Origin of the sequence: Arthrobacter ginkgonis (assembly GCF_039540195.1) — a bacterium.
In the GTDB taxonomy this organism is placed as follows: Bacteria; Actinomycetota; Actinomycetes; order Actinomycetales; family Micrococcaceae; genus Zafaria; species Zafaria ginkgonis.
In genome coordinates this window covers 262220-282220 of record NZ_BAABEO010000012.1, presented here as the reverse complement: position 1 = coordinate 282220, position 20001 = coordinate 262220, and the positions used below count along the sequence as shown (strand labels likewise).

Here is a 20001-nt window from a genome sequence, read left to right as displayed (position 1 = left end):
GGGCCGGCGCGATGCGCAAGAAGGGCCTGCCCATCCCCGAGGCCCTGGCCCACATCGAGTCCTCCGGGGCCACCCGCCAGGAAGCCGCCAGCCTGATCCCCGCCCCCTGAACCGGGACTTCCGAATCCGGGCACCCGACGCCTGCATCTTGAGTCCCGGCTTTCCCTTAGAATTGGATCACTATGGCCAATACCTCCGATAGCGCCTCCGCCGAGGCCTCCCAGCCCAAGCGCGGCCTCTTTTCGCGCAAGCCCAAGCCCGCGAAGGGACCCAAGCAACCGGGCCGCCTGAAGCAGATCGGGCAGGTCTTCCAGATGACCCGCCGCCACGACCCTTCGGTGGTGTGGCTGATGCTGCTGGCGTTCCTCGGGATCACCGCAGTGGGCCTGATCCTGGGCCTGATCATGGGCAACTGGATCACGTTCCTGCTGATCTCCCTCCCGCTCGGCCTGCTGGCCGCCGTGGCAATCCTGTCCCGGCGCGCCCGCCGGGCCGCCTTCGCCCAGATCAAGGACCGTCCCGGCGCAGCCGGCGCGGCGTTGAGCGAACTGGGCCGCGGCTGGGTTGTCAAGGACCAGCCGGTCGCGGTGGCCCCGCGCACCCAGGACCTGGTGTTCGCCGCGATCGGCCGACCCGGCGTCGTGCTCGTCACCGAAGGGCCGTCCGGACGCGTCCGCCCGCTCGTCGAAGCCGAGCGCAAGCGCATGGGACGGGTGCTCCCGAACGTGCCGATCCACATCATCAACTCCGGCAGCACCGAGGGCCAGACCAGCGTGGAGGACCTCGCCAAGGCCATCAAGAAGCTGCCCAAGGCGCTGGGCAAGCAGGAAATCCACCAGGTGGACCGCCGCCTGTCCACCCTGGGCAGTGCCAAGCTGCCGATCCCCAAGGGCATCGACCCGAACCGCGCCCGCCCGGACCGCAAGGCCATGCGGGGACGGTAGTCCGCGGCACCACGCTACGCAGCACCACATAGGGAAGGCCCCGAACCGTTCGGTTCGGGGCCTTCCCTATGTGGTGCCGGACCTCAGATCCGGACCAGGATTGTCTTCATGGCGCGGTCGTGCAGTCCGCGCTGGTCCGCGTCCGCGACCAGTGCCGGAATCACCAGGCACACCAGCGCGGTGCGCACCAGGACGGCCAGCGGCTTGGCCGGCCTGCCGTCCATCCCCTGGACCTGCAGGCCGAAAACGCGGTGCCCGATCGAATGCCCCGTGACGCCGACGAACAACAGCTGCATGGCCGCGAACAGGGACAGGTTCGCGAACGAGTCGCCCCCGAAGAACCAGGCGGAGAGCGCCATGGCCAGCCCCCAGTCGATGAGCAGGGCCCCGATGCGGCGGCCGATGCGGCCCACGCTGCCGGGCCCGTGCTCCGGGCGGCCGAGGCGCTGGCCCGGCCACGTCTGCGAATTCAGCTGGGGAGGGCCCTCGAGCCAGGAACCGATGTCTTTTCTTTCCACACTTCCAAGGGTACCGTCGGGCCGTGCGCACCGTCCCGCCGAGGCGGGGTACGATGGCTCACGAGCGCGCCGCGTAACCTCCCGGAAACAATTGGGACACAGCCGGGTAACTGCCCATTGCTAGATTTTGGTGCGGCGCCGGGAACCGACCCTCGGCCCACGGGACCATATGTGCCCGGGAGCAGCGATTAGGAGCAACCTTGTTCAAGAATCCGGACGAAGTCCTCAAGTACATCGCCGATGAAGACGTGAAGTTCGTCGACATCCGATTCACCGACCTGCCGGGCGTGCAGCAGCACTTCAACGTTCCCGCCAAGACGGTTGATGCGGACTTCTTCGTGAACGGCCAGCTCTTTGACGGCTCCTCCATCCGCGGCTTCCAGGGCATCGCCGAGTCCGACATGCAGCTGATCCCGGACGTGACCACCGCGTTCATCGATCCCTTCCGCGTCGAGAAGACCCTGGCGCTGAACTTCTCCATCGTGAACCCGCGCACCGGCGAGCCCTACCACCGCGACCCGCGTGGCGTGGCCGAGCGTGCCGAGGCCTACCTGGCCTCCACCGGCATCGCCGACACCGCCTTCTTCGCCCCCGAGGCCGAGTTCTTCATCTTCGAGAACGTCCAGTACGACTCCAAGCCGCAGGGCTCCTTCTACAAGGTCGACTCCGACGAGGCTCCGTGGAACACCGGCCGCGAGGAAGAGGGCGGCAACCAGGGCTACAAGACCCCGTTCAAGGGCGGCTACTTCCCGGTCTCCCCGACCGACAAGCAGGCCGACCTGCGCGACGCCATGTGCCTGGAGCTGGACGCCGCGGGCCTTGAGGTCGAGCGCTCCCACCACGAGGTCGGCGGCGCCGGCCAGGCGGAGATCAACTACAAGTTCAATACCCTGGTCCACGCGGCCGACGACCTGATGAAGTTCAAGTACATCATCAAGAACGTCGCCGACTCCTGGGGCAAGTCCGCCACCTTCATGCCGAAGCCGATCTTCGGCGACAACGGCTCGGGCATGCACTGCCACCAGTCGCTGTGGTCCAACGGCGACCCGCTGTTCTACGACGAGAAGGGCTACGCCGGCCTGTCCGACCTCGCCCGCTGGTACATCGGCGGCCTGCTCAAGCACGCCGACGCGGTCCTGGCCTTCACCAACCCGACCGTGAACTCCTACAAGCGCCTGGTCAAGGGCTTCGAGGCCCCGGTCAACATGGTGTACTCGCAGGGCAACCGCTCCGCCGGCATCCGCATCCCGATCACCGGCTCGAACCCGAAGGCCAAGCGCATCGAGTTCCGCGCCCCGGACGCCTCCTCCAACCCGTACCTGGCCTTCGCCGCCCAGCTGATGGCCGGCATCGACGGCATCAAGAACCGCATCGAGCCGTCCGCGCCGGTCGACAAGGACCTCTACGAGCTGCCCGCCGAGGAAGCCAAGGACATCGCGAAGGCTCCGGGCTCCCTCGAGGAGGCCCTGGACGCGCTCGAGAACGACTTCGAGTTCCTGCTGGCCGGCGACGTCTTCACCGAGGACCTGATCCGCACCTGGATCGATTACAAGCGCGAGAACGAGATCAAGCCGCTTTCCCTGCGCCCGAACCCGTACGAGTTCGAGCTCTACTACGGCTGCTAGCGCGCGGGGCAGGACCTGCATGTCGACTTCGTCGCCATGCAGGGACCCGGCTGCCCCGCGTTTGGCGCTGCAGGGCAGCAGCCACCAGCACGACGGCGGGGCCGCACCTTTCGAAGGTGCGGCCCCGCCGTCGTTGTGCCAGATACTCAGTTGCGCCAGGTACTAGTCTGCGATGGTGGTGAGCAGGAAGACGGAGGGTTCCGCGGAGGACACCTTGTGGGTGGGACCGGGCAGGACGTAGAGGCCGCCGTGCTCGATCGTGGTTTCCCCGCCGTCCCAAGTCACGGTGACCGCTCCCTGCATGACCTGCATCGTGGCGGCCTCGGGCTTGAAATGGTCATCGATCTCGCCCCCCGCATCCAGGGCCACCAGGGTGTGCCGGAGCCGTCCGTCGTGGAGCACCGCATGCGCGCTGCGGTTGTGGGGGGCCGTTTTGGCCTTCTCCAGGTGTTCCGCGGCAAGTTCCTCGAGCTGGGCCTGGGTGACATGCATGGCGGTTTCCTCTCGCTGGTGTGCCTAACCCTCGAACCCGTAGAAGTGGCGCTCGAAGACCTGGCGCGCACGGCGCGTGGTCTTGAGGTAGTCCTCCTCCAGGCGGGCCGCCTGCCCGGCGGGATAGCCGCACCAGCGTGCCACGGCCTCCAAATCGCGGCGCGAACTGGGCAGCACGTCCGACGTTCGGCCCGTGCACACCACGATGGCACTTCGCACGCGCGCGGCCAAGGCCCACGCCCGGTCCAGCAGTTCCACGTCGCCGGGCGGCAGCAGCCCCTCCTCGCCCAGCGCCCTGAGCGCGGGGCGGGTGGAGGTGGTGCGCAGCGCAGGGTGCTCGGCGGCGTGCAGCAGCTGCAGCAGCTGGACCAGCCATTCGACGTCGCTGAGTGCCCCGCGGCCCAGCTTGAGGTGCCGTGCCGGGTCCGCGCCGCGCGGCAGGCGCTCGGATTCCACGCGCGCCTTGATCCGGCGGATCTCCCGCACGTCCTTCTCCTCCAGGCCGCCGCGGTAGCGCACCGAGTCGACCAGCTCCATGAAGTCGCGCCCCAGCGCCTCGTCTCCGGCCATGGGACGGGCGCGCAGCAGGGCCTGAGCTTCCCAGACCAGGGCCCACCGCTCGTAGTACTCCCGGTAGGCCTCAAGCGAGCGCACCAGCGGGCCCTGCCGCCCCTCGGGGCGCAGGTCGGCGTCCACCTCCAGCCGGGGTTCGGCCAGCACCGCCGGCTGCAGGGGCTGGCCCAGCAGCGCCCCCAGCCGCGAGCAGATCCGCAGCGCCTGCTCCTGCGCGGACTGGGGGTCCGCCCCGGGCAGGGGCCGGTGCACGAACATCACGTCGGCGTCGGAGCAGTAGCCGATCTCGCGGCCCCCCTGCCGGCCCATGGCCACCACCAGCAGGTCGGTGAGCTTCTCGCGGTCGGCGTACTCGGTATCCTCGGCGACCCGCAGGGCCCCGAGGACGGCCGCCTGGTCCGTCTCGGACAGGGCCCGGCCGACCTGGTCCAGGTCGATCACCCCGGCCCCGTCGGCCAGGGCGATGCGCAGCAGTTCGCGGCGGCGGATCAGCCGGATCAGGCGCATGGCCTGATGGCGCCCGCGGTGGCGGCTCAGCTTCGCGGTGATTTCCTGCCACTGCTGCTCGAACGGCATCGGCACCAGGTCCTTGTCATCACCCAGCCAGGCCGCCGACTCCGGGGAAACCTCCATCAGGTCCGTGATGAAGCGGCTGTTGGAGAGGCTGTGGCACAGGCGCTCGGCCCCGGCGCTGGAGTCGCGCAGCATCCCCAGGTACCAGTGGCTCTCCCCCAGCGATTCGCTCAGGCGGCGGAAGCCGAGCAGGCCCGCGTCCGGGTCCACTCCCTCGGCGATCCACCCCAGCAGCACCGGCAGGAGCTGGCGCTGCAGCGCTGCCCGGCGGCTGACGCCGGCGGTGAGCGCCTCGATGTGCCGCATGGCACCGCGCGGGTCCGCGTAGCCCAGGGCCTTCAGCCGCGCCTGGGCCGCTTCCGGGGTGAGGCGGACCTCGTCGGTGCTCAGGTGGGCCGCGGTGGCCAGCAGCGGGCGGTAGAAGATGCGCTCGTGGAGCGAGCGGACACCGCGCTTGGTGCGCTGCCACTCTCCCGTCAGCTTTTCGGCGCTGGGGCGCACCGCCACGGCCGGGCCCAGCGAGGACTTCGCCAGCGCGCGCAGCGCGTCCTCCTTGACCGGCATCAGGTGGGTGCGGCGCAGCTGGACGAGCTGGATCCGGTGCTCCAGCACCCTCAGGTAGCGGTAGGAGGCGTCGAACTCGATCGCGTCCGAGCGGCCGATGTACCCGGCCGTGCTCAGCGCGGCGATCGCCGAGGTGGTGTCGCGGACCCGGAGCGTCTCGTCGACCCGCCCGTGCACCAGTTGCAGCAACTGCACGGTGAATTCGACGTCGCGCAGCCCGCCGGGGCCCAGCTTCAGCTGCCGGCCCACCTCCTGGGCGGGGATGTTGTCGGTGACCCTGCGCCGCATGGCCTGGGCCGATTCGACGAAGCCCTCGCGTTCGGACGAGGACCACACCAACGGAGCCACCGCGGCCTCGTAGGCGGCCCCAAGCGCCAGGTCGCCGGCGATGCGGCGGGCCTTGAGCAGGGCCTGGAACTCCCAGCTTTGGGCCCAGCGCCGGTAATAGGCGACGTGGGAATCCAGCGTCCGCGAGAGCACGCCGTCCTTTCCCTCGGGGCGCAGGTTCGCGTCCACCTCCCACAGGGCCGGTTCCGGGGCGTGGGTCCCCAGCGCGCGGGCGATGCCCGTGGCGAGCGCGGCGGCGATCCGGGAGGCGCTGTCCTCCTCGAGCCCCACGGACTCGTGGACGTAGATCACGTCCACGTCGGAGATGTAGTTCAGTTCCCCCGCCCCGCACTTGCCCATGCCGATCACGGCCAGCCGCACGGCGGCCACGGCCTCGGCGCCGAAGCGCTCGGCGGCCTCGAGGCGGGCCACGGACAGGGCCGCCTCGATCGCGGCCGCGGCGAGATCGGCGAGTTCGCGGCCGACCTCGGGCATGGAGCGCAGCGGGTCCGCGGAGCACAGGTCCCGCAGGGCCAGGTCCACCAGCAGGGCGCGGTAGGTGGTCCGCAGGGGCACGTAGGCGTCCTTGCCCCCGACGGCGGCCACGGGGGCGTTCCCCTCCGTGGCGTCGGCGCCGACGGCGGAGAGCATCGCCGCGCGCAGCCCGTCGGCGGGGGCGCGGACCAGCACGTCGGGACGGGGCCTTTCCAGCAGGGGCAGCCGGTCCGGATGGCGGATGAGGAAGTCGGCCAGCGCCTCGGAGGAGCCCAACAGCCGGAACAGCGGCCGGGAACGGCCGCGGTCCCCGACCAGGTCCAGGACCTGCGGGGCGCGTTCGGCCAGCCGCACCAGCGACAGGACGGCCAGGTCCGGGTCGGGGGCGTCGGCGAAGGCCTCCACCAGCGCCGCCTCGTCAAGACCCTCGAACTCCGTGGACCCGAGGAACCGCTTGGCCCGGTCCAGGTCCCCGAACCCGGCCCCGAGCAGCCGGCGCGTCAGACTCATGGCCTGGCCGCTAGAGGATGCCCAGGTAGCGGTTCAGTTCGAACGGGCTCACGTTCTGGCGGTACTCGTGCCACTCGTCGCGCTTGTTCCGCAGGAAGTTCTCGAAGACCTGCTCGCCGAGGATCTCCGCGACCAGCTCGGACTCCTCCATGCTGCGGATCGCGTCGTGCAGGCTGCCCGGCAGCGGGTCGTGGCCCATGGCGCGCCGTTCGGCGGCGGAGAGGCTCCAGACGTCGTCCTCGGCGCCCGGCGGGAGCTCGTAGCCTTCGCGGATGCCCTTCAGGCCGGCCCCCAGCAGCACCGCGTAGGAGAGGTAGGGGTTGGCCGCGGAGTCGATGCCGCGGTACTCGACGCGCGCGGAGAGCCCCTTGTTCGGCTTGTACAGCGGCACGCGCAGCAGCGCGGAGCGGTTGTTGTGGCCCCAGGACAGGTAGCTCGGCGCCTCGCCGCCGCCCCAGAGGCGCTTGTAGGAGTTCACGAACTGGTTGGTCACGGCCGTGAATTCGGGGGCGTGGCGCAGGATCCCGGCCATGAACTGGCGGGCCGTGGTGGAGAGCTGGAACTCCTGGCCGGCCTCGTAGAACGCGTTGGCGTCGCCCTCGAAGAGCGAAAAGTGGGTGTGCATGCCGGAGCCGGGCTGGTCGGAGAACGGCTTGGGCATAAAGGTCGCGTAGATCCCCTGCTGGAGGGCGACCTCCTTGATGACCGTGCGGAAGGTCATGATGTTGTCAGCGGTCTGCAGCGCATCCGCGTAGCGCAGGTCGATCTCGTTCTGCCCCGGACCGCCCTCGTGGTGGCTGAACTCCACGGAAATGCCCACGGATTCGAGCATGGTGACCGCCCGGCGCCGGAAGTCCTGGCCCACTCCGCCGGGGACGTGGTCGAAGTAGCCGCCCTGGTCCACCGGGACGGGGGCACCCTGATCTCCCAGCGAGTCCGACTTCAGCAGGTAGAACTCGATTTCCGGGTGGGTGTAGCAAGTGAAGCCCATGTCCGCGGCGACGGAGAGCTGGCGCTTGAGCACGTTGCGCGGGTCCGCCGCGGACGGGGCGCCGTCCGGGGTCAGGATGTCGCAGAACATGCGCGAGGTCGGTTCCTTCTCCCCGCGCCACGGCAGGATCTGGAAGGTCGAGGGGTCCGGCTGGGCCAGCATGTCGGACTCGTAGATGCGGGACAGGCCCTCGATCGAGGAGCCGTCGAAGCCCAGGCCCTCCTCGAAGGCGCCCTCCACCTCGGCCGGGGCCAGCGCCACCGACTTCAGCGACCCGACGACGTCGGTGAACCACAGGCGCACGAAGCGGATATCGCGTTCCTCGATGGTCCTCAGAACGAATTCCTGCTGGCGGTCCATGTGCGGCTCTCCTTACCATGACGGCTCACGGGGCGGCGGCCCGTGGCCACCGCAGTCCACTTTACCCATGCCCGCCGCTCCCTCGTGTCCCCACGCCGCTTCGTGACGGCACAGGTCAACGGGGCAGGTCAAGGGTCGAGTAGTCTGGTGCCCATGAGTGCCCAAGAAAGCGCGCCCTACGGACAGGGACCGGCGGCACAGCCGGCTCCGGTTCCGGCGCCCCCCGCCCGGATCCGCACGCACCACCTCGCCCAGGCGAAGGAAGCCGGCCGGCGGTTCGCGATGGTCACCGCCTACGACCAGTACATGGCCGGGATCTTCGACGAGGCGGGCATCGAGGTCCTGCTGGTCGGGGACTCCGCCGCCAACAACGTGCTCGGCCACGAGACGACGCTGCCGATCACCCTCGACGAGATGGTCATGTTCTCCCGGGCCGTCACCGCCGGTTCCCGCCGCGCACTCGTGGTGGCCGACCTGCCGTTCGGCTCCTACCAGGTCTCCCCGGGCCAGGCCGTGGAATCCGCGGTCCGCCTCATGAAGGAGGCCCGCGTCCACGCGGTGAAGCTGGAGGGCGGCGCGCACTTCGCCGACCACGTGCGGGCCATCACCCGCGCGGGCATCCCGGTGATGGGCCACATCGGCTTCACCCCCCAAAGCGAACACGCCCTCGGCGGCTACCGGGTGCAGGGACGCGGCGAGGCCGCGCGCGCCGTCGTCGAGGACGCCCTGGCCATCGAGGCCGCCGGCGCGTTCAGCGTGCTGATGGAGATGGTCCCGGCGGACACCGCCGCCGAAGTGGACCGCGCCGTGAAGGTCCCCACCGTGGGGATCGGGGCCGGGGCGGACACCACCGGCCAGGTCCTGGTGTGGCAGGACATGCTGGGCCTGGGCAACCGCAAGGCCCCGCGCTTCGTCAAGCAGTACGCCGACCTGCGCTCGATCATCTCCGGGGCGGCGCGCGCCTACCGCGACGACGTGCTGGCCGGCACCTTCCCCGACGCCGAGCACAGCTTCTAGGGCACGGCTTCCCGGGCACGAGCTCCAAGACCGGGCAGGCTCAGTCCTCTTCGCCCTTTTCCCAGGCCTGGTTGCGTTCGTGGACCTTCTCGATGGCGTGCTCGGCCTCCTCGCGGGAGGCGTAGGGGCCGATCAGCTGGGTCCAGTCGGACTGCGGCCCGACCTCCACCTTGCCGGTCACGAGGTTGTACCAGTAGTCGCCCTTGGGCTCGACCATGGCCGTTCCTTTCCGTGCGTGCTCTCCGTGCCTGCTTCTGGGCCCAGAATACCCCGCGCCCGGGCCGCGTCCATCGGGTTCTCTGTTGCCTTCGATACGAGTGGTTCCGGGAGGGCAGGATGCCCGTGCCGGTGGTGACGGAGATCGGGTCGGGGCCTGACGGTTCGAGGTGGAAGCTCTCCCGGCCCTTGGCGGATCCGGTGGTCGGCGGGATGGCGGTGGAGCACAGGGAATGGCTTTTACGGTTTGGGTTCGGCTGCATCGCCCGCCGCGCCCATAGTGTCGGGGTGCTGGCCCATGTTGTGGTGAGACAGGAGCCGGCGATGGCCTGGTGCGGGACACGATCGATGTCCTCACCGGCATGTGCGCACGGCTCCACGGTCGTCGGTCGGCATTGCGGAAGGCCGGGCGGGCGGCCCGGCTGAGGGTGGGTGAGCGGGATTGAGCGGCATCGCGGACAGGACATCGTCAGGGCTGAGGAGGATCGCCCCGAGCTTCCTGGTGCCCGAACCGGCCGGGGCGCGCACCCGGACCCCACGGCCGCAACGGGAAACCCGTCGAGCCGCCGGCCGGCACCGAGCCGAACCGGCCCCTCGGCCACCCGGGCACCCCGCGCTCCCAACACCGTTCGGGGAGCAACCCAGTCACCAAGACTCACCCAACAGGAACGGTTAGTATCGGTTACATGCCCAGCACCACCGCCCCTGTCGGCACCCTTGTCCCCGGCACCGTCTCCCCCGAACGCTCCGTCCCGGCCGGGATCGCCCGCCCCGAGTACGTCGGGCGCCCCGCGCCCGCGAAGTTCACCGGCTCCGAGGTCAAGGACCCGGAGACGATCGAACGGATCCGTGCCGCCTCACGCCTGGCCGCCCGGGCGCTGCAGGAGGTCGGGCGGGCCGTCGTGCCCGGGGTGACCACCGACGAGCTGGACCGGATCGGCCACGAGTTCCTCGTCGGCCACGGCGCCTACCCCTCGACCCTGGGCTACCGCGGTTTCCCCAAGTCGCTGTGCTCGTCGCTGAACGAGGTCATCTGCCACGGCATCCCGGACAGCACCGTGGTGCGGGACGGCGACATCATCAACATCGACATCACCGCCTACATCGACGGGGTGCACGGGGACACCAATGCGATGTTCCTGGCCGGGAACGTGGACGAGGAGTCCCGGCTGCTGGTCGAGCGCACCGAGGAATCGCTGCGCCGCGCCATCAAGGCCGTGATGCCCGGACGCGAAATCAACGTGATCGGCCGCGCGATCTCCGCCTACGCCAAGCGCTTCGGCTACGGCGTCGTGCGCGACTTCACCGGCCACGGCGTCGGCGAGGCGTTCCACACGGGCCTGATCATCCCCCACTACGATGCCGCGCCCGCCTACAACCGCGTGATGGAGCCGGGCATGGTGTTCACGATCGAACCCATGCTGACCCTGGGCACCATCGAGTGGGACATGTGGGAGGACGGCTGGACCGCCGTCACCAAGGACCGCAAGCGGACCGCGCAGTTCGAGCACACCCTGCTGGTCACCGACTCCGGTGCCGAGATCCTCACCCTGCCCTAGACCCCCTACCCCAGGAGAGCCCATGCCCAAGGACAGCAACCAGGCGCCGCGCACCGCGATCGGCATCGACGTCGGCGGCACCGGCATCAAGGGCGGGATCGTGGACCTGGACAGGGGGAAGCTGATCGGGGACCGCTTCCGGATCCCCACCCCGCGCCCGGCCACGCCCGCTGCGGTCGCCGAAACCGTGGCCGAGATCGTCGCCGAGCTGTCCGCGCGTCCGGAGGCCCCGTCGCCGGGGATCCCCGTCGGCGTCGCGTTCCCGGTGATCATCCACAACGGGATCGCGCGCTCGGCGGCCAACGTCGACGCGTCCTGGATCGGCACGGAAGTGGACGCCCTGATGACCGCCCGTCTGGGCAGGCCCGTGCAGGTGGTGAACGACGCCGATGCCGCCGGCCTGGCGGAAGCCACCTACGGGGCCGGTCGCGACGTGCCGGGCACCGTGCTGATGCTCACCCTGGGCACGGGCATCGGGTCCGCGCTGATCCACGACGGCGTGTTGGTGCCCAACGTCGAGCTCGGCCACCTGGAGCTGGACGGGGTGGACGCGGAAACGCGGGCCTCGGCCGCCGCCCGCGAACGCGAGGACCTGTCCTGGACGGAGTACGCGCAGCGGCTGCAGCGGTACCTCTCCCACGTGGAGTTCCTCTTCTCCCCCAACCTGTTCGTGGTGGGCGGGGGAATCTCCAAGCTGGGCCACGAGTTCCTGCCACACCTGGAACTGGCGACGCCGGTGGCCACCGCCAAGCTGCGCAACAAGGCGGGCATCGTGGGCGCCGCGCTGCGCGCCTGGCTTCCGGGGATCGACTAGCTGCCGGGGATCGGCTAAGTCCCGGGGATCGACTGCGCTGCCGGGGTCCCGCGACCCATGGACCCCGCCGTTTCGCCCACCTACCCTTGCCAGAGGGGGCCCGCCCGGAGGGACCGGGACGCGAGTCCGTGGCGAGGGAAACCCAGGGAAGAGGGCAGCGGGGATGGGCGAGACACCGGCATCGGACCACGTCCTGCGGGCCAACCGGGACGCCGCGCACACCCTGCCGTTCGGCGACCGCCGGGACTTCGACGCGGCGCAGCGGGGATTCATCGCCAAGCGCGAGCCCGGCGCCATCCGGTCGGCGGACGGGACGGTGGTCTGGGACAACGACACGTACGCGTTCCTGGCCGGGGACGCGCCAGGCACCGTGCACCCCAGCCTCTGGCGGCAGTGCCAGCTGAACAGCATGCAAGGGCTGTACGAGGTGGTCGAGGGCATTTACCAGGTGCGCGGATTCGACCTGTCCAACATCACGTTCGTGGAGGCCGACACGGGCGTGATCGTCATCGATCCGCTGACCACCGTGGAGACGGCCAGCGCCGCCTGCGAGCTGTACCGCAGGTACCGCGGGGACCGGGAGGTGCGCGCGGTCATCTACACGCACAGCCACGTCGACCACTTCGGCGGGGTCAAGGGAGTGACCACCCAGGAGGAGGTCGACGGGGGCAGGGTCGCCGTCATCGCCCCGGCTGGCTTCACCGGGCATGCGGTGGCGGAGAACGTCTTTGCCGGGACCGCCATGGCCCGCCGCGCCGGGTACATGTACGGCGCGGCGCTCGACCGCGGTCCCGCCGGGCAGGTGGGAGCGGGCCTGGGGCAGACGGTGCCAACGGGCGAGGTCACGCTGATCGTGCCGACCGTCGACATCACCTCCACCGGGCAGACGCTCACGGTCGACGGGGTGGATTTCGAATTCCAGCTGGCGCCGGGCACCGAGGCCCCGGCCGAAATGCACCTCCACATTCCCCGTTACCGCGCGCTGTGCATGGCGGAGAACGCCACCCACACGCTGCACAATCTCCTGACGCTGCGCGGCGCCCTGGTGCGCGACCCGCGCGCGTGGGCGCACTACCTCACCGAAGCCATCGAACTGTTCGGCGACCGCGTCGACGTCGAGTTCGCCTCCCACCACTGGCCCACGTGGGGCCGGGCGGAGATCATCGGCTTCCTGTCCACCCAGCGCGACCTCTATGCCTACCTGCACGACCAGACGCTGCGCCTGCTCAACCAGGGCCTGACCGGCCCCGAGATCGCCGAGGGGTTCAGGCTTCCGCCCGCCCTGGAGAACTCCTGGGGCGCCCGCGGGTACTACGGCTCGGTCAGCCACAACGTGAAGGCCGTCTACCAGCGCTACATGGGGTGGTTCGACGGCAACCCCGCCCGGCTCTGGCAGCACGTTCCCGAGCAGGCGGCCACGCGCTACGTCGCGGCGATGGGCGGCATCGATGCGGTGCTCGCCCAGGCGGAGACGGCCTACGACGACGGCGACTTCCGCTGGGCCGCCACGCTCCTGGACCACGCGGTGTTTGCCGACCCCTCCGGGTCACGGGCCAGGGAGTTGCTGGCGCGCACCCTCGAACAGCTCGGCTACGGGACGGAAAACGGGACCTGGCGCAACTTCTTCCTCTCCGGGGCGGCGGAACTGCGCGGGGACACCTTCGGCACCCCGAGCGTTGCCAGCTCCCCGGACCTGGCCCGGCAAATCGGCGTCCAGGACCTTTTCGACGCGCTCGCCGTCCGGATCGACGGGCCGAAGGCCTGGGAGCTGGACATCGCCATCGACTGGACCTTTCCCGACCTGGGGCACAACTACCGGTCCACGCTGCGCAACGGGGTCCTCACCACGGTGCGGAAGCCCGCGGCCCCCGGCGCCAACGCAACGGTGACCTTGGCCAAGCCCCTCCTGCCGGTGTTCGTCACCGACTCGCCTGCCGCGGCCGCGGCCGCCGGGGCCATGGTGGAGGGCGACGCTGCGGCGCTCACCGCACTGTTCTCGGTGCTGGCGCCGGGCAATCCGTCGTTTCCGATCGTCACCCCGTAGGCGGACGCCCGCCGGCGCCCGTCCCGGCGGCTACTTCGCGGTCAGCGGGCGCTGCCGGCCGGCCGGCTGGGCGCCCGCCTCGCGGCGCAGCTTCGCGATGGCCGCCTCGAAGTCCTCCAGCGAATCGAAGTCCTGGTAGACGCTGGCGAAGCGCAGGTAGGCGACCTGGTCCAGGCGCTGCAGCGGGGCCAGGATCGCCAGCCCGACCTCGCGGGCGGCGATCTCCGCCGCTCCCGTGGCCCGGACGGACTCCTCCACCTCCTGGGCCAGCATGGCCAGGTCGTCGTCGGTGACCGGCCGGCCCTGGCAGGCCTTGCGCACGCCGGTGATGACCTTGGCGCGGCTGAACGGCTCGGCCACCCCGGACCGCTTGATCACGTTCAGGGTGGGGGTCTCCACCGTGGTGAAGCGCTTCCCGCAGGCCGAGCACTGGCGGCGGCGGCGGATCGAGGAGCCGTCGTCGGTGACGCGGCTGTCCACGACCTTGGAGTCGGTGTTGCGGCAGAACGGGCAGTACACGAAGTTCCTACCTTTCCGCGCCGCGGCGCAGGTCGTGGACGGGCCGGGTGGACCTCAGGAGAGGTCCCCGTCGAAGCGCACCAGCACCGCGTCGCCGTGGGCCGGCAGGTCCTCGGCGCGGGAGAGCGCCACGACGTGGCCCCCGACCTCGCGCAGCGCCTCCCGACCGTAGTCGATCACCTGGATGGCCTTCAGGAAGGTCTCCACGTTCAGTCCGGAGGCGTGCGCGGCGGTGCCGCTGGTGGGCAGGACGTGGTTGGAGCCGGCGCAGTAGTCGCCCAGGCTGACCGGACTGTGGTCGCCGACGAAGACCGCGCCGGCGGCGGTGATGCGCCCGGCCACGGCCGCGGCGTCGCGCGTGTGGATCTCCAGGTGCTCGGCCGCGTAGGTGTTGCAGACCCTGATGCCGTCCTCGAGCCCGTCGACCAGGACCACCGCGGACTGCGGACCGGAGAGCGCGGTGTGCACGCGCTCGGCGTGCTTGGTGGCCGCGGCCTGGGCGGCCAGTTCCACCCGCACCGCCTCGGCCAGTTCCACCGAGTCGGTGACCAGCACGGAGGCGGCGTTGGGGTCGTGTTCGGCCTGGCTGACCATGTCCGCGGCCACGTAGGCGGGGGTGGCCGTGGCGTCGGCGAGGATCGCGATCTCGGTGGGGCCGGCCTCGGCGTCGATGCCCACCACGCCCTTGACCAGGCGCTTGGCGGTGGCCACGAACAGGTTGCCGGGTCCGGTGACGACGTCGACCGGTTCGATCGCCAGGCCTGCGTCGGCGCCCGCGGGAGCCGGGACGCCGTACGCGAAGGCGGCGATCGCCTGGGCGCCGCCGACGGCGTGCACCTCCTCGACGCCCAGCAGCGCGGCGGCGGCCAGGATGGTCGGGTGCGGCAGCCCGCCGAACTCCTTCTGCGGCGGGGAGGCCAGCGCCAGCGAGCCGACGCCGGCGGCCTGGGCGGGCACGACGTTCATGACCACGGAGCTGGGGTAGACGGCCAGGCCGCCGGGAACGTACAGGCCAACGCGGCGCACCGGGGACCATCGCTGCACCACGCGGGCGCCGTTGGGGTACTCGACGGCGGTGTCCCCGGGGACCTGGGCCGCGGCGAAGGCGCGGGCTCGCCGGATGGACTCCTCGAGGCCGGCGCGGACGGCCGGGTCCAGGTTCTCCAGCGCCTCGGCGAGGGCCCCTGCCGGGACGCGCGTGTATTCCTGCTCCACGCCGTCGAAGCGGGCGGCGAGGTCGGACAGGGCGGCAAACCCCTCGGCGCGCACCCGCGCGATGATGCCCTCGACGATCTCGGAGGCGGTGTCGAAGTTCAGCTCCGGCCGCGGCAGCGCGGCCTTGAGCCCGGCGTGGTCCAGATGGGTGCCGCGCAGGTCGATGGTGCGAAGGGAGGCAAAGGCGGAAGCGGCAGGGGAATTCACCCCCCAATCCTACGACGGCGGGCCCCCGGGGGCGGGGCGCCGCCCCCGGGTTGCGCTTAACATTCGCCGGGCGGACCCCGCTGGCCTCCCCGTACCCACTGGCCGCCCCGCGCCTACCGGCCGCCCTCGTATCGGCGCGGTGGGGTCCGGGCTTAGGCTGGAAGCGCGGCCGAACCGGTTCGGCCGCGGCAGCAGGAGGTCGCCATGGTTCCCCCACCATCCGTCCCGCCACAAGAACCTGCCCGGCAGGAAGCAACCCGACAGGAACCGCCCCACCTCCAGGCCGCCCGGCACCGGCAGGCGGCGGACCTGACCGAACTCTTCCGCGACGCGTTCCGCCACCACGCGGCGGGCGTGGCCATCCTGACCGCGACCTGGGACGGGGTTCCGTACGGCTTCACCGCCACGTCGCTGGCCTCGCTGTCCGCCGATCCCCCGCGGTTCACCTTCAACATGGCCCTGTCCGCCTCCTCCTGGCCGGCGGTGGCCAACGGCGAATACGTCGGCGTGCACCTGCTGGGCCTGGACGATGCGGAACTGGCCAACCGCTTCGCCCGCGGGCCGGACCGGTTCTCCGGGGACCACTGGGAGCCGGGCCCGTTCGGCATCCCGCTGCTCAAGGACGTGCGCGGCTGGCTGCTCGGGCGGATCCTGCTACGGCTGTCCTTCGGCAGCAACGCCGTGGTGGTCGCCGAAGTGGTCGACGGCGGCATCGGCCCGGACGGGCACCCGCTGCTCTACCACGGCGGGTCCTACCACCGGGCGGCATCCCTGGAGTACGAGATCTAGGGCGCGGGGCAGGCCCATTCGTGTCGACTTCGTCGCCACGTAGGGACCCTGCTGCCCCGCGCGCCATACGTCCAGGGGCTTAGACGTCCAGGCAGGTCGGGCCCAGCAGCACCTTCAGGTCGCCGAACAGCGCCGAATTGGGGTTGACCCGGTACTCGATGCCCAAGCGCATCAGCTGCACCGACCGGGTGCCGTTCAGCCTCACTCGCACCTCGGTGCTGCCCGAATGGGTGCGCAGCACCTCGCCGAGCGCGGTGACGACCTCCTCGGTGGCCTTGTGCGCGGGCAGGCTGATGACCACCGGTCCGTTTTCGCCGTCCTCGCTGATCTCCGGGACGGTGAGCTCCTGCGCGTTGAGCGTGATGGACCCGTCATCGCGGCGCTGTACGCGGCCCTTGACCACGACGATCAGGTCCTCGGCGAGCACGTTGGCGATCGGGGCGTAGGCGTTGCCGAAGAACATGGTCTCCATCGACCCGCCCAGGTCCTCGATCTCGCAGCGCGCGTAGGCGTTGCCGCTGTTCTTGGCGATGCGCCGCTGCAGCGAGGTGATCATGCCGGAGATGGTCACGATGTGCCCGTCGGACGGGCCGTCTTCGGAGAGGACCTGGCTGATGGACAGGTCGGCGTGCTGGCTGAGCAGCCCGCCCAGGCCCTGCAGCGGGTGGTCGGAAACGTAGAGGCCCAGCATGTCCCGCTCGAACGCGAGCTTGTCCTTCTTGTCCCATTCGGGCAGGTCCGGCACGACGACGGTCAGGCCCGAGCCGGCCTCGGCAGGATCGTCCAGGGCGCTGAACAGGTCGAACTGGTTGGCGGCCTCGTTGCGCTTGAGCACCACGACGGAGTCGACGGCCTCCTCGTGGACCATCACCAGCGCGCGGCGGGCGTGGCCCATGGAGTCGAAAGCGCCGGCCTTGATCAGCGATTCGATGGTGCGCTTGTTGCAGACCACGGCCGGGACCTTCTGCAGGAAGTCGGAGAAGTTCTCGTACCTTCCCTTCTCCTCGCGGGCCTCGACGATCGCCACCACGGCGTTGGCACCGACGTTGCGGATCGCGCCCATACCGAAGCGGATGTCGTTGCCGACCGGGGTGAAGTTCAGCGAGGACTCGTTCACGTCCGGGGGCAGCACGGTGATGCCCATGTGGCGGCACTCGTTGAGGTAGAGGGCCGACTTGTCCTTGTCGTCGCCCACCGAGGTGAGCAGCGCGGCCATGTATTCGGCTGGGTAGTGGGCCTTCAGGTAGGCGGTCCAGTAGCTGACCACGCCGTAGGCGGCGGAGTGCGCCTTGTTGAACGCGTAGTCGGAGAAGGGCAGCAGGATGTCCCACAGGGTCTGGACGGCCTCCAGCGAGTACCCGTTGTCCTGCATGCCCTGGGAGAAGCCGGCGAACTGCTTGTCCAGTTCCGACTTCTTCTTCTTGCCCATCGCGCGGCGCAGGATGTCGGCCTGGCCGAGCGAATAGCCGGCCAGCTTCTGCGCGATGGCCATGACCTGTTCCTGGTACACGATCAGGCCGTAGGTACCGCCGAGGATGTCCTCGAGCGGTTCGGCCAGCTGCGGGTGGATCGGGGTGATGTCCTGCAGCCCGTTCTTGCGCAGCGCGTAGTTGTTGTGCGCGTTCGCGCCCATCGGCCCGGGCCGATAGAGCGCGAGCACCGCGGAGATGTCCTCGAAGTTGTCCGGGCGCATCAGCTTCAGCAGCCCGCGCATGGGCCCGCCGTCGAGCTGGAAGACCCCGAGCGTGTCGCCGCGGGCCAGCAGCTGGTACGACTCGGCGTCGTCCAGCTCCAGGTGCTCCAGGTCCAGGTCGAAGCCCCGGTTCTTCTTGATGTTCTCCAGCGCGTCGGAAATGATCGTCAGGTTGCGCAGTCCCAGGAAGTCCATCTTGATCAGCCCCAGGCCCTCGCAGGTCGGGTAGTCGAACTGGGTGATCACCTGGCCGTCCTGGAAGCGGCGCATGATCGGGATGACGTCGATGATCGGGTCCGAGCTCATGATCACGCCCGCGGCGTGGACGCCCCACTGGCGCTTGAGGCCCTCGATGCCCTTGGCGGTCTCGAATACCTTGGCCGCCTCCGGGTCGGTGGCGACCAGCTGGCGGAAGTCCGCGGCCTCGCCGTAGCGCTTGGCCTGGGGGTTCTCGATGTCGCCGAGCGGGATGTCCTTGGCCATCACGGCCGGCGGCAGCGCCTTGGTGAGCGTCTCGCCCATGCTGAACGGGTAGCCAAGCACGCGCGAGGAGTCCTTGAGCGCCTGCTTGGTCTTGATGGAGCCGTAGGTGACGATCATCGCCACGCGTTCGTCGCCGTACTTCTCGGTGACGTACTTGATGACCTCGGGGCGGCGGCGATCATCGAAGTCGACGTCGAAGTCGGGCATGGAGACGCGCTCGGGGTTCAGGAAGCGCTCGAAGATCAGCCCATGGTGCAGCGGGTCCAGGTCGGTGATGCGCATGGCGTAGGCGACCATCGACCCGGCGCCGGAACCGCGGCCGGGGCCGACGCGGATGCCATTGTCCTTGGACCAGTTGATGAAGTCGGCCACGACCAGGAAGTAGCCGGGGAAGCCCATCTTGTTGATGACGTCCAGCTCGTAGTCGGCCTGCTTGCGCACCTCGTCCGGGATCCCGTTGGGGTAGCGGTACCGCAGGCCGGAGTCGACCTCCTTGACCAGCCAACTGGTCTCGTCCTCCCCCGGCGGGCAGGGGTACTTGGGCATGAAGTTCGCGTCGGTGTTGAAGGAGACCTCGCACCGCTCGGCGATCAGCAGGGTGTTGTCGCAGGCCTCCGGGTGCTCGGAGAAGAGCTGGCGCATCTCCTGCGGGGACTTCAGGTAGTAGCCGGAGCCGGAGAAGGCGAAGCGGGAGCCGCCCTGGTCGTAGGTCGGCTCAAGCAGCGTGGAGCCGGACTGGATCGCCAGCAGCGCCTCGTGGGCCTTCGCGTCGTGCTCGTGCGTGTAGTGCAGGTCATTGGTGGCGACCAGCGGGATCTCCAGTTCCTTCGCCAGCCGCAGCAGGTCCTTGGTGACCCGGCGTTCGATCTCCAGGCCGTGGTCCATCAGCTCGCAGAAGTAGTTCTCCTTGCCGAAGATGTCCTGGTACTCGGCGGCCGCCTGCTTGGCCTCGTCGTACTGCCCGAGCCTCAGCCGGGTCTGGACCTCCCCGGAGGGGCAGCCGGTGGTGGCGATCAGGCCGGGGCTGTACTGGACCAGGAGGTCGCGGTCCAGCCGCGGCCACTTGCCGAAGACCGAGTCCAGCGACCCGATCGAGGAGGCGCGGAAGAGGTTGCGCATGCCCTGGTTGTTGTAGCTGAGCAGCGTCATGTGCGTGTAGGCGCCGCCGCCGGAGATGTCGTCCTTGCGCTGGTGCTCCTCGCCCCAGCGCACGCGGGTCTTGTCCGTCCGGGCGGTGCCGGGGGTGACGTAGGCCTCCACGCCGATGATCGGCTTGATCCCGGCCTGGTTGGCCTTGTTCCAGAAGTCGAAGGCGCCGAACAGGTAGCCGTGGTCGGTGGTCGCCATGGAGGTCATGCCGAGGCGTTCGGCCTCCTTGAACAGCTCGCCCAAGCGGGCCGCGCCGTCCAGCATGGAGTATTCGGTGTGTACATGGAGGTGGACGAATCCGTCCCGGGTTGAGCTTGCCACCCG

Annotated in this window: 15 protein-coding genes and 1 pseudogene; 8 read left to right on the top strand and 8 right to left on the bottom strand. The window is 70.1% G+C overall.

Features of this window, described 5'->3' with window-relative positions; translation table 11 throughout:
* Together ABD912_RS10940 and ABD912_RS10935 are read left to right on the top strand one after the other, a co-directional pair.
* Positions 1-110 (top strand): annotated as a pseudogene (locus ABD912_RS10940) (lipoyl synthase); the annotation flags it as partial.
* Positions 111-182: 72 nt separating this feature from the next.
* Positions 183-944, top strand: coding sequence for a DUF4191 domain-containing protein (locus ABD912_RS10935; RefSeq protein ID WP_345150753.1), 762 nt, complete (start codon positions 183-185; stop codon positions 942-944).
* Positions 945-1027: 83 nt separating this feature from the next.
* Here ABD912_RS10935 and ABD912_RS10930 read toward each other — a convergent pair whose 3' ends face one another.
* On the bottom strand, positions 1028-1462 hold the full coding sequence (locus tag ABD912_RS10930; protein WP_345150751.1) for an RDD family protein: 435 nt from the start codon (positions 1460-1462) through the stop codon (positions 1028-1030).
* Between the two features lie 200 nt (positions 1463-1662).
* Here ABD912_RS10930 and glnA (ABD912_RS10925) point away from each other — a divergent pair, with 200 nt between their 5' ends.
* A complete protein-coding gene (gene glnA / locus ABD912_RS10925) occupies positions 1663-3087 on the top strand; it encodes a type I glutamate--ammonia ligase (protein ID WP_345150750.1) in 1425 nt (474 codons plus the stop codon).
* 162 nt (positions 3088-3249) lie between these two features.
* Here the strand turns inward: glnA (ABD912_RS10925) and ABD912_RS10920 are convergent, their stop codons facing one another.
* The 3 genes from ABD912_RS10920 to glnA (ABD912_RS10910) are packed head-to-tail and all read right to left on the bottom strand — an operon-like array spanning position 3250 to position 7972.
* Positions 3250-3579 (bottom strand): cupin domain-containing protein, encoded by a 330-nt coding sequence (locus tag ABD912_RS10920; RefSeq protein ID WP_345150748.1) that lies wholly within the window; start codon positions 3577-3579, stop codon positions 3250-3252.
* Positions 3580-3603: 24 nt separating this feature from the next.
* Positions 3604-6621 (bottom strand): bifunctional [glutamine synthetase] adenylyltransferase/[glutamine synthetase]-adenylyl-L-tyrosine phosphorylase, encoded by a 3018-nt coding sequence (locus tag ABD912_RS10915; RefSeq protein ID WP_345150747.1) that lies wholly within the window; start codon positions 6619-6621, stop codon positions 3604-3606.
* A gap of 10 nt (positions 6622-6631) precedes the next feature.
* Positions 6632-7972, bottom strand: coding sequence for a type I glutamate--ammonia ligase (gene glnA, locus ABD912_RS10910; protein WP_345150746.1), 1341 nt, complete (start codon positions 7970-7972; stop codon positions 6632-6634).
* A 153-nt stretch (positions 7973-8125) separates the two neighbouring features.
* On the opposite strand from glnA (ABD912_RS10910), the gene panB reads away from it, so the two are divergent.
* Positions 8126-8989 carry a 3-methyl-2-oxobutanoate hydroxymethyltransferase gene (gene panB / locus ABD912_RS10905; RefSeq protein ID WP_345150745.1) on the top strand — a complete coding sequence of 288 codons (864 nt, stop codon included), beginning with the start codon at positions 8126-8128 and terminating at the stop codon, positions 8987-8989.
* 40 nt (positions 8990-9029) lie between these two features.
* Here panB and ABD912_RS10900 read toward each other — a convergent pair whose 3' ends face one another.
* Positions 9030-9206 (bottom strand): SPOR domain-containing protein, encoded by a 177-nt coding sequence (locus tag ABD912_RS10900; protein ID WP_345150742.1) that lies wholly within the window; start codon positions 9204-9206, stop codon positions 9030-9032.
* Positions 9207-9891: 685 nt separating this feature from the next.
* On the opposite strand from ABD912_RS10900, the gene map reads away from it, so the two are divergent.
* The 3 genes from map (at position 9892) to ABD912_RS10885 (ending at position 13622) form a co-directional block, all read left to right on the top strand.
* Positions 9892-10764, top strand: a complete 873-nt coding sequence (gene map, locus ABD912_RS10895) for a type I methionyl aminopeptidase (RefSeq protein WP_345150740.1) — start codon at positions 9892-9894, stop codon at positions 10762-10764.
* Between the two features lie 22 nt (positions 10765-10786).
* Positions 10787-11578 carry a polyphosphate--glucose phosphotransferase gene (ppgK, locus tag ABD912_RS10890; protein WP_345150739.1) on the top strand — a complete coding sequence of 264 codons (792 nt, stop codon included), beginning with the start codon at positions 10787-10789 and terminating at the stop codon, positions 11576-11578.
* 163 nt (positions 11579-11741) lie between these two features.
* Positions 11742-13622: an alkyl/aryl-sulfatase gene (locus tag ABD912_RS10885; RefSeq protein ID WP_345150737.1), complete on the top strand. Its 1881-nt coding sequence runs from the start codon at positions 11742-11744 to the stop codon at positions 13620-13622.
* 30 nt (positions 13623-13652) lie between these two features.
* Here the strand turns inward: ABD912_RS10885 and nrdR are convergent, their stop codons facing one another.
* The gene (gene nrdR / locus ABD912_RS10880; protein ID WP_345150735.1) at positions 13653-14141 is read right to left on the bottom strand and encodes a transcriptional regulator NrdR; all 489 of its coding nucleotides are present in this window, start codon (positions 14139-14141) and stop codon (positions 13653-13655) included.
* A gap of 54 nt (positions 14142-14195) precedes the next feature.
* Positions 14196-15563: a histidinol dehydrogenase gene (gene hisD, locus ABD912_RS10875; RefSeq protein WP_345150734.1), complete on the bottom strand. Its 1368-nt coding sequence runs from the start codon at positions 15561-15563 to the stop codon at positions 14196-14198.
* A gap of 204 nt (positions 15564-15767) precedes the next feature.
* Here hisD and ABD912_RS10870 point away from each other — a divergent pair, with 204 nt between their 5' ends.
* Positions 15768-16352, top strand: coding sequence for a flavin reductase family protein (locus tag ABD912_RS10870; RefSeq protein WP_345150733.1), 585 nt, complete (start codon positions 15768-15770; stop codon positions 16350-16352).
* Positions 16353-16431: 79 nt separating this feature from the next.
* On the opposite strand, the gene dnaE is transcribed toward ABD912_RS10870, so the two are convergent.
* A complete protein-coding gene (gene dnaE, locus ABD912_RS10865; protein WP_345150732.1) occupies positions 16432-19998 on the bottom strand; it encodes a DNA polymerase III subunit alpha in 3567 nt (1188 codons plus the stop codon).
* Between the last annotated feature and the right edge of the window lie 3 nt (positions 19999-20001).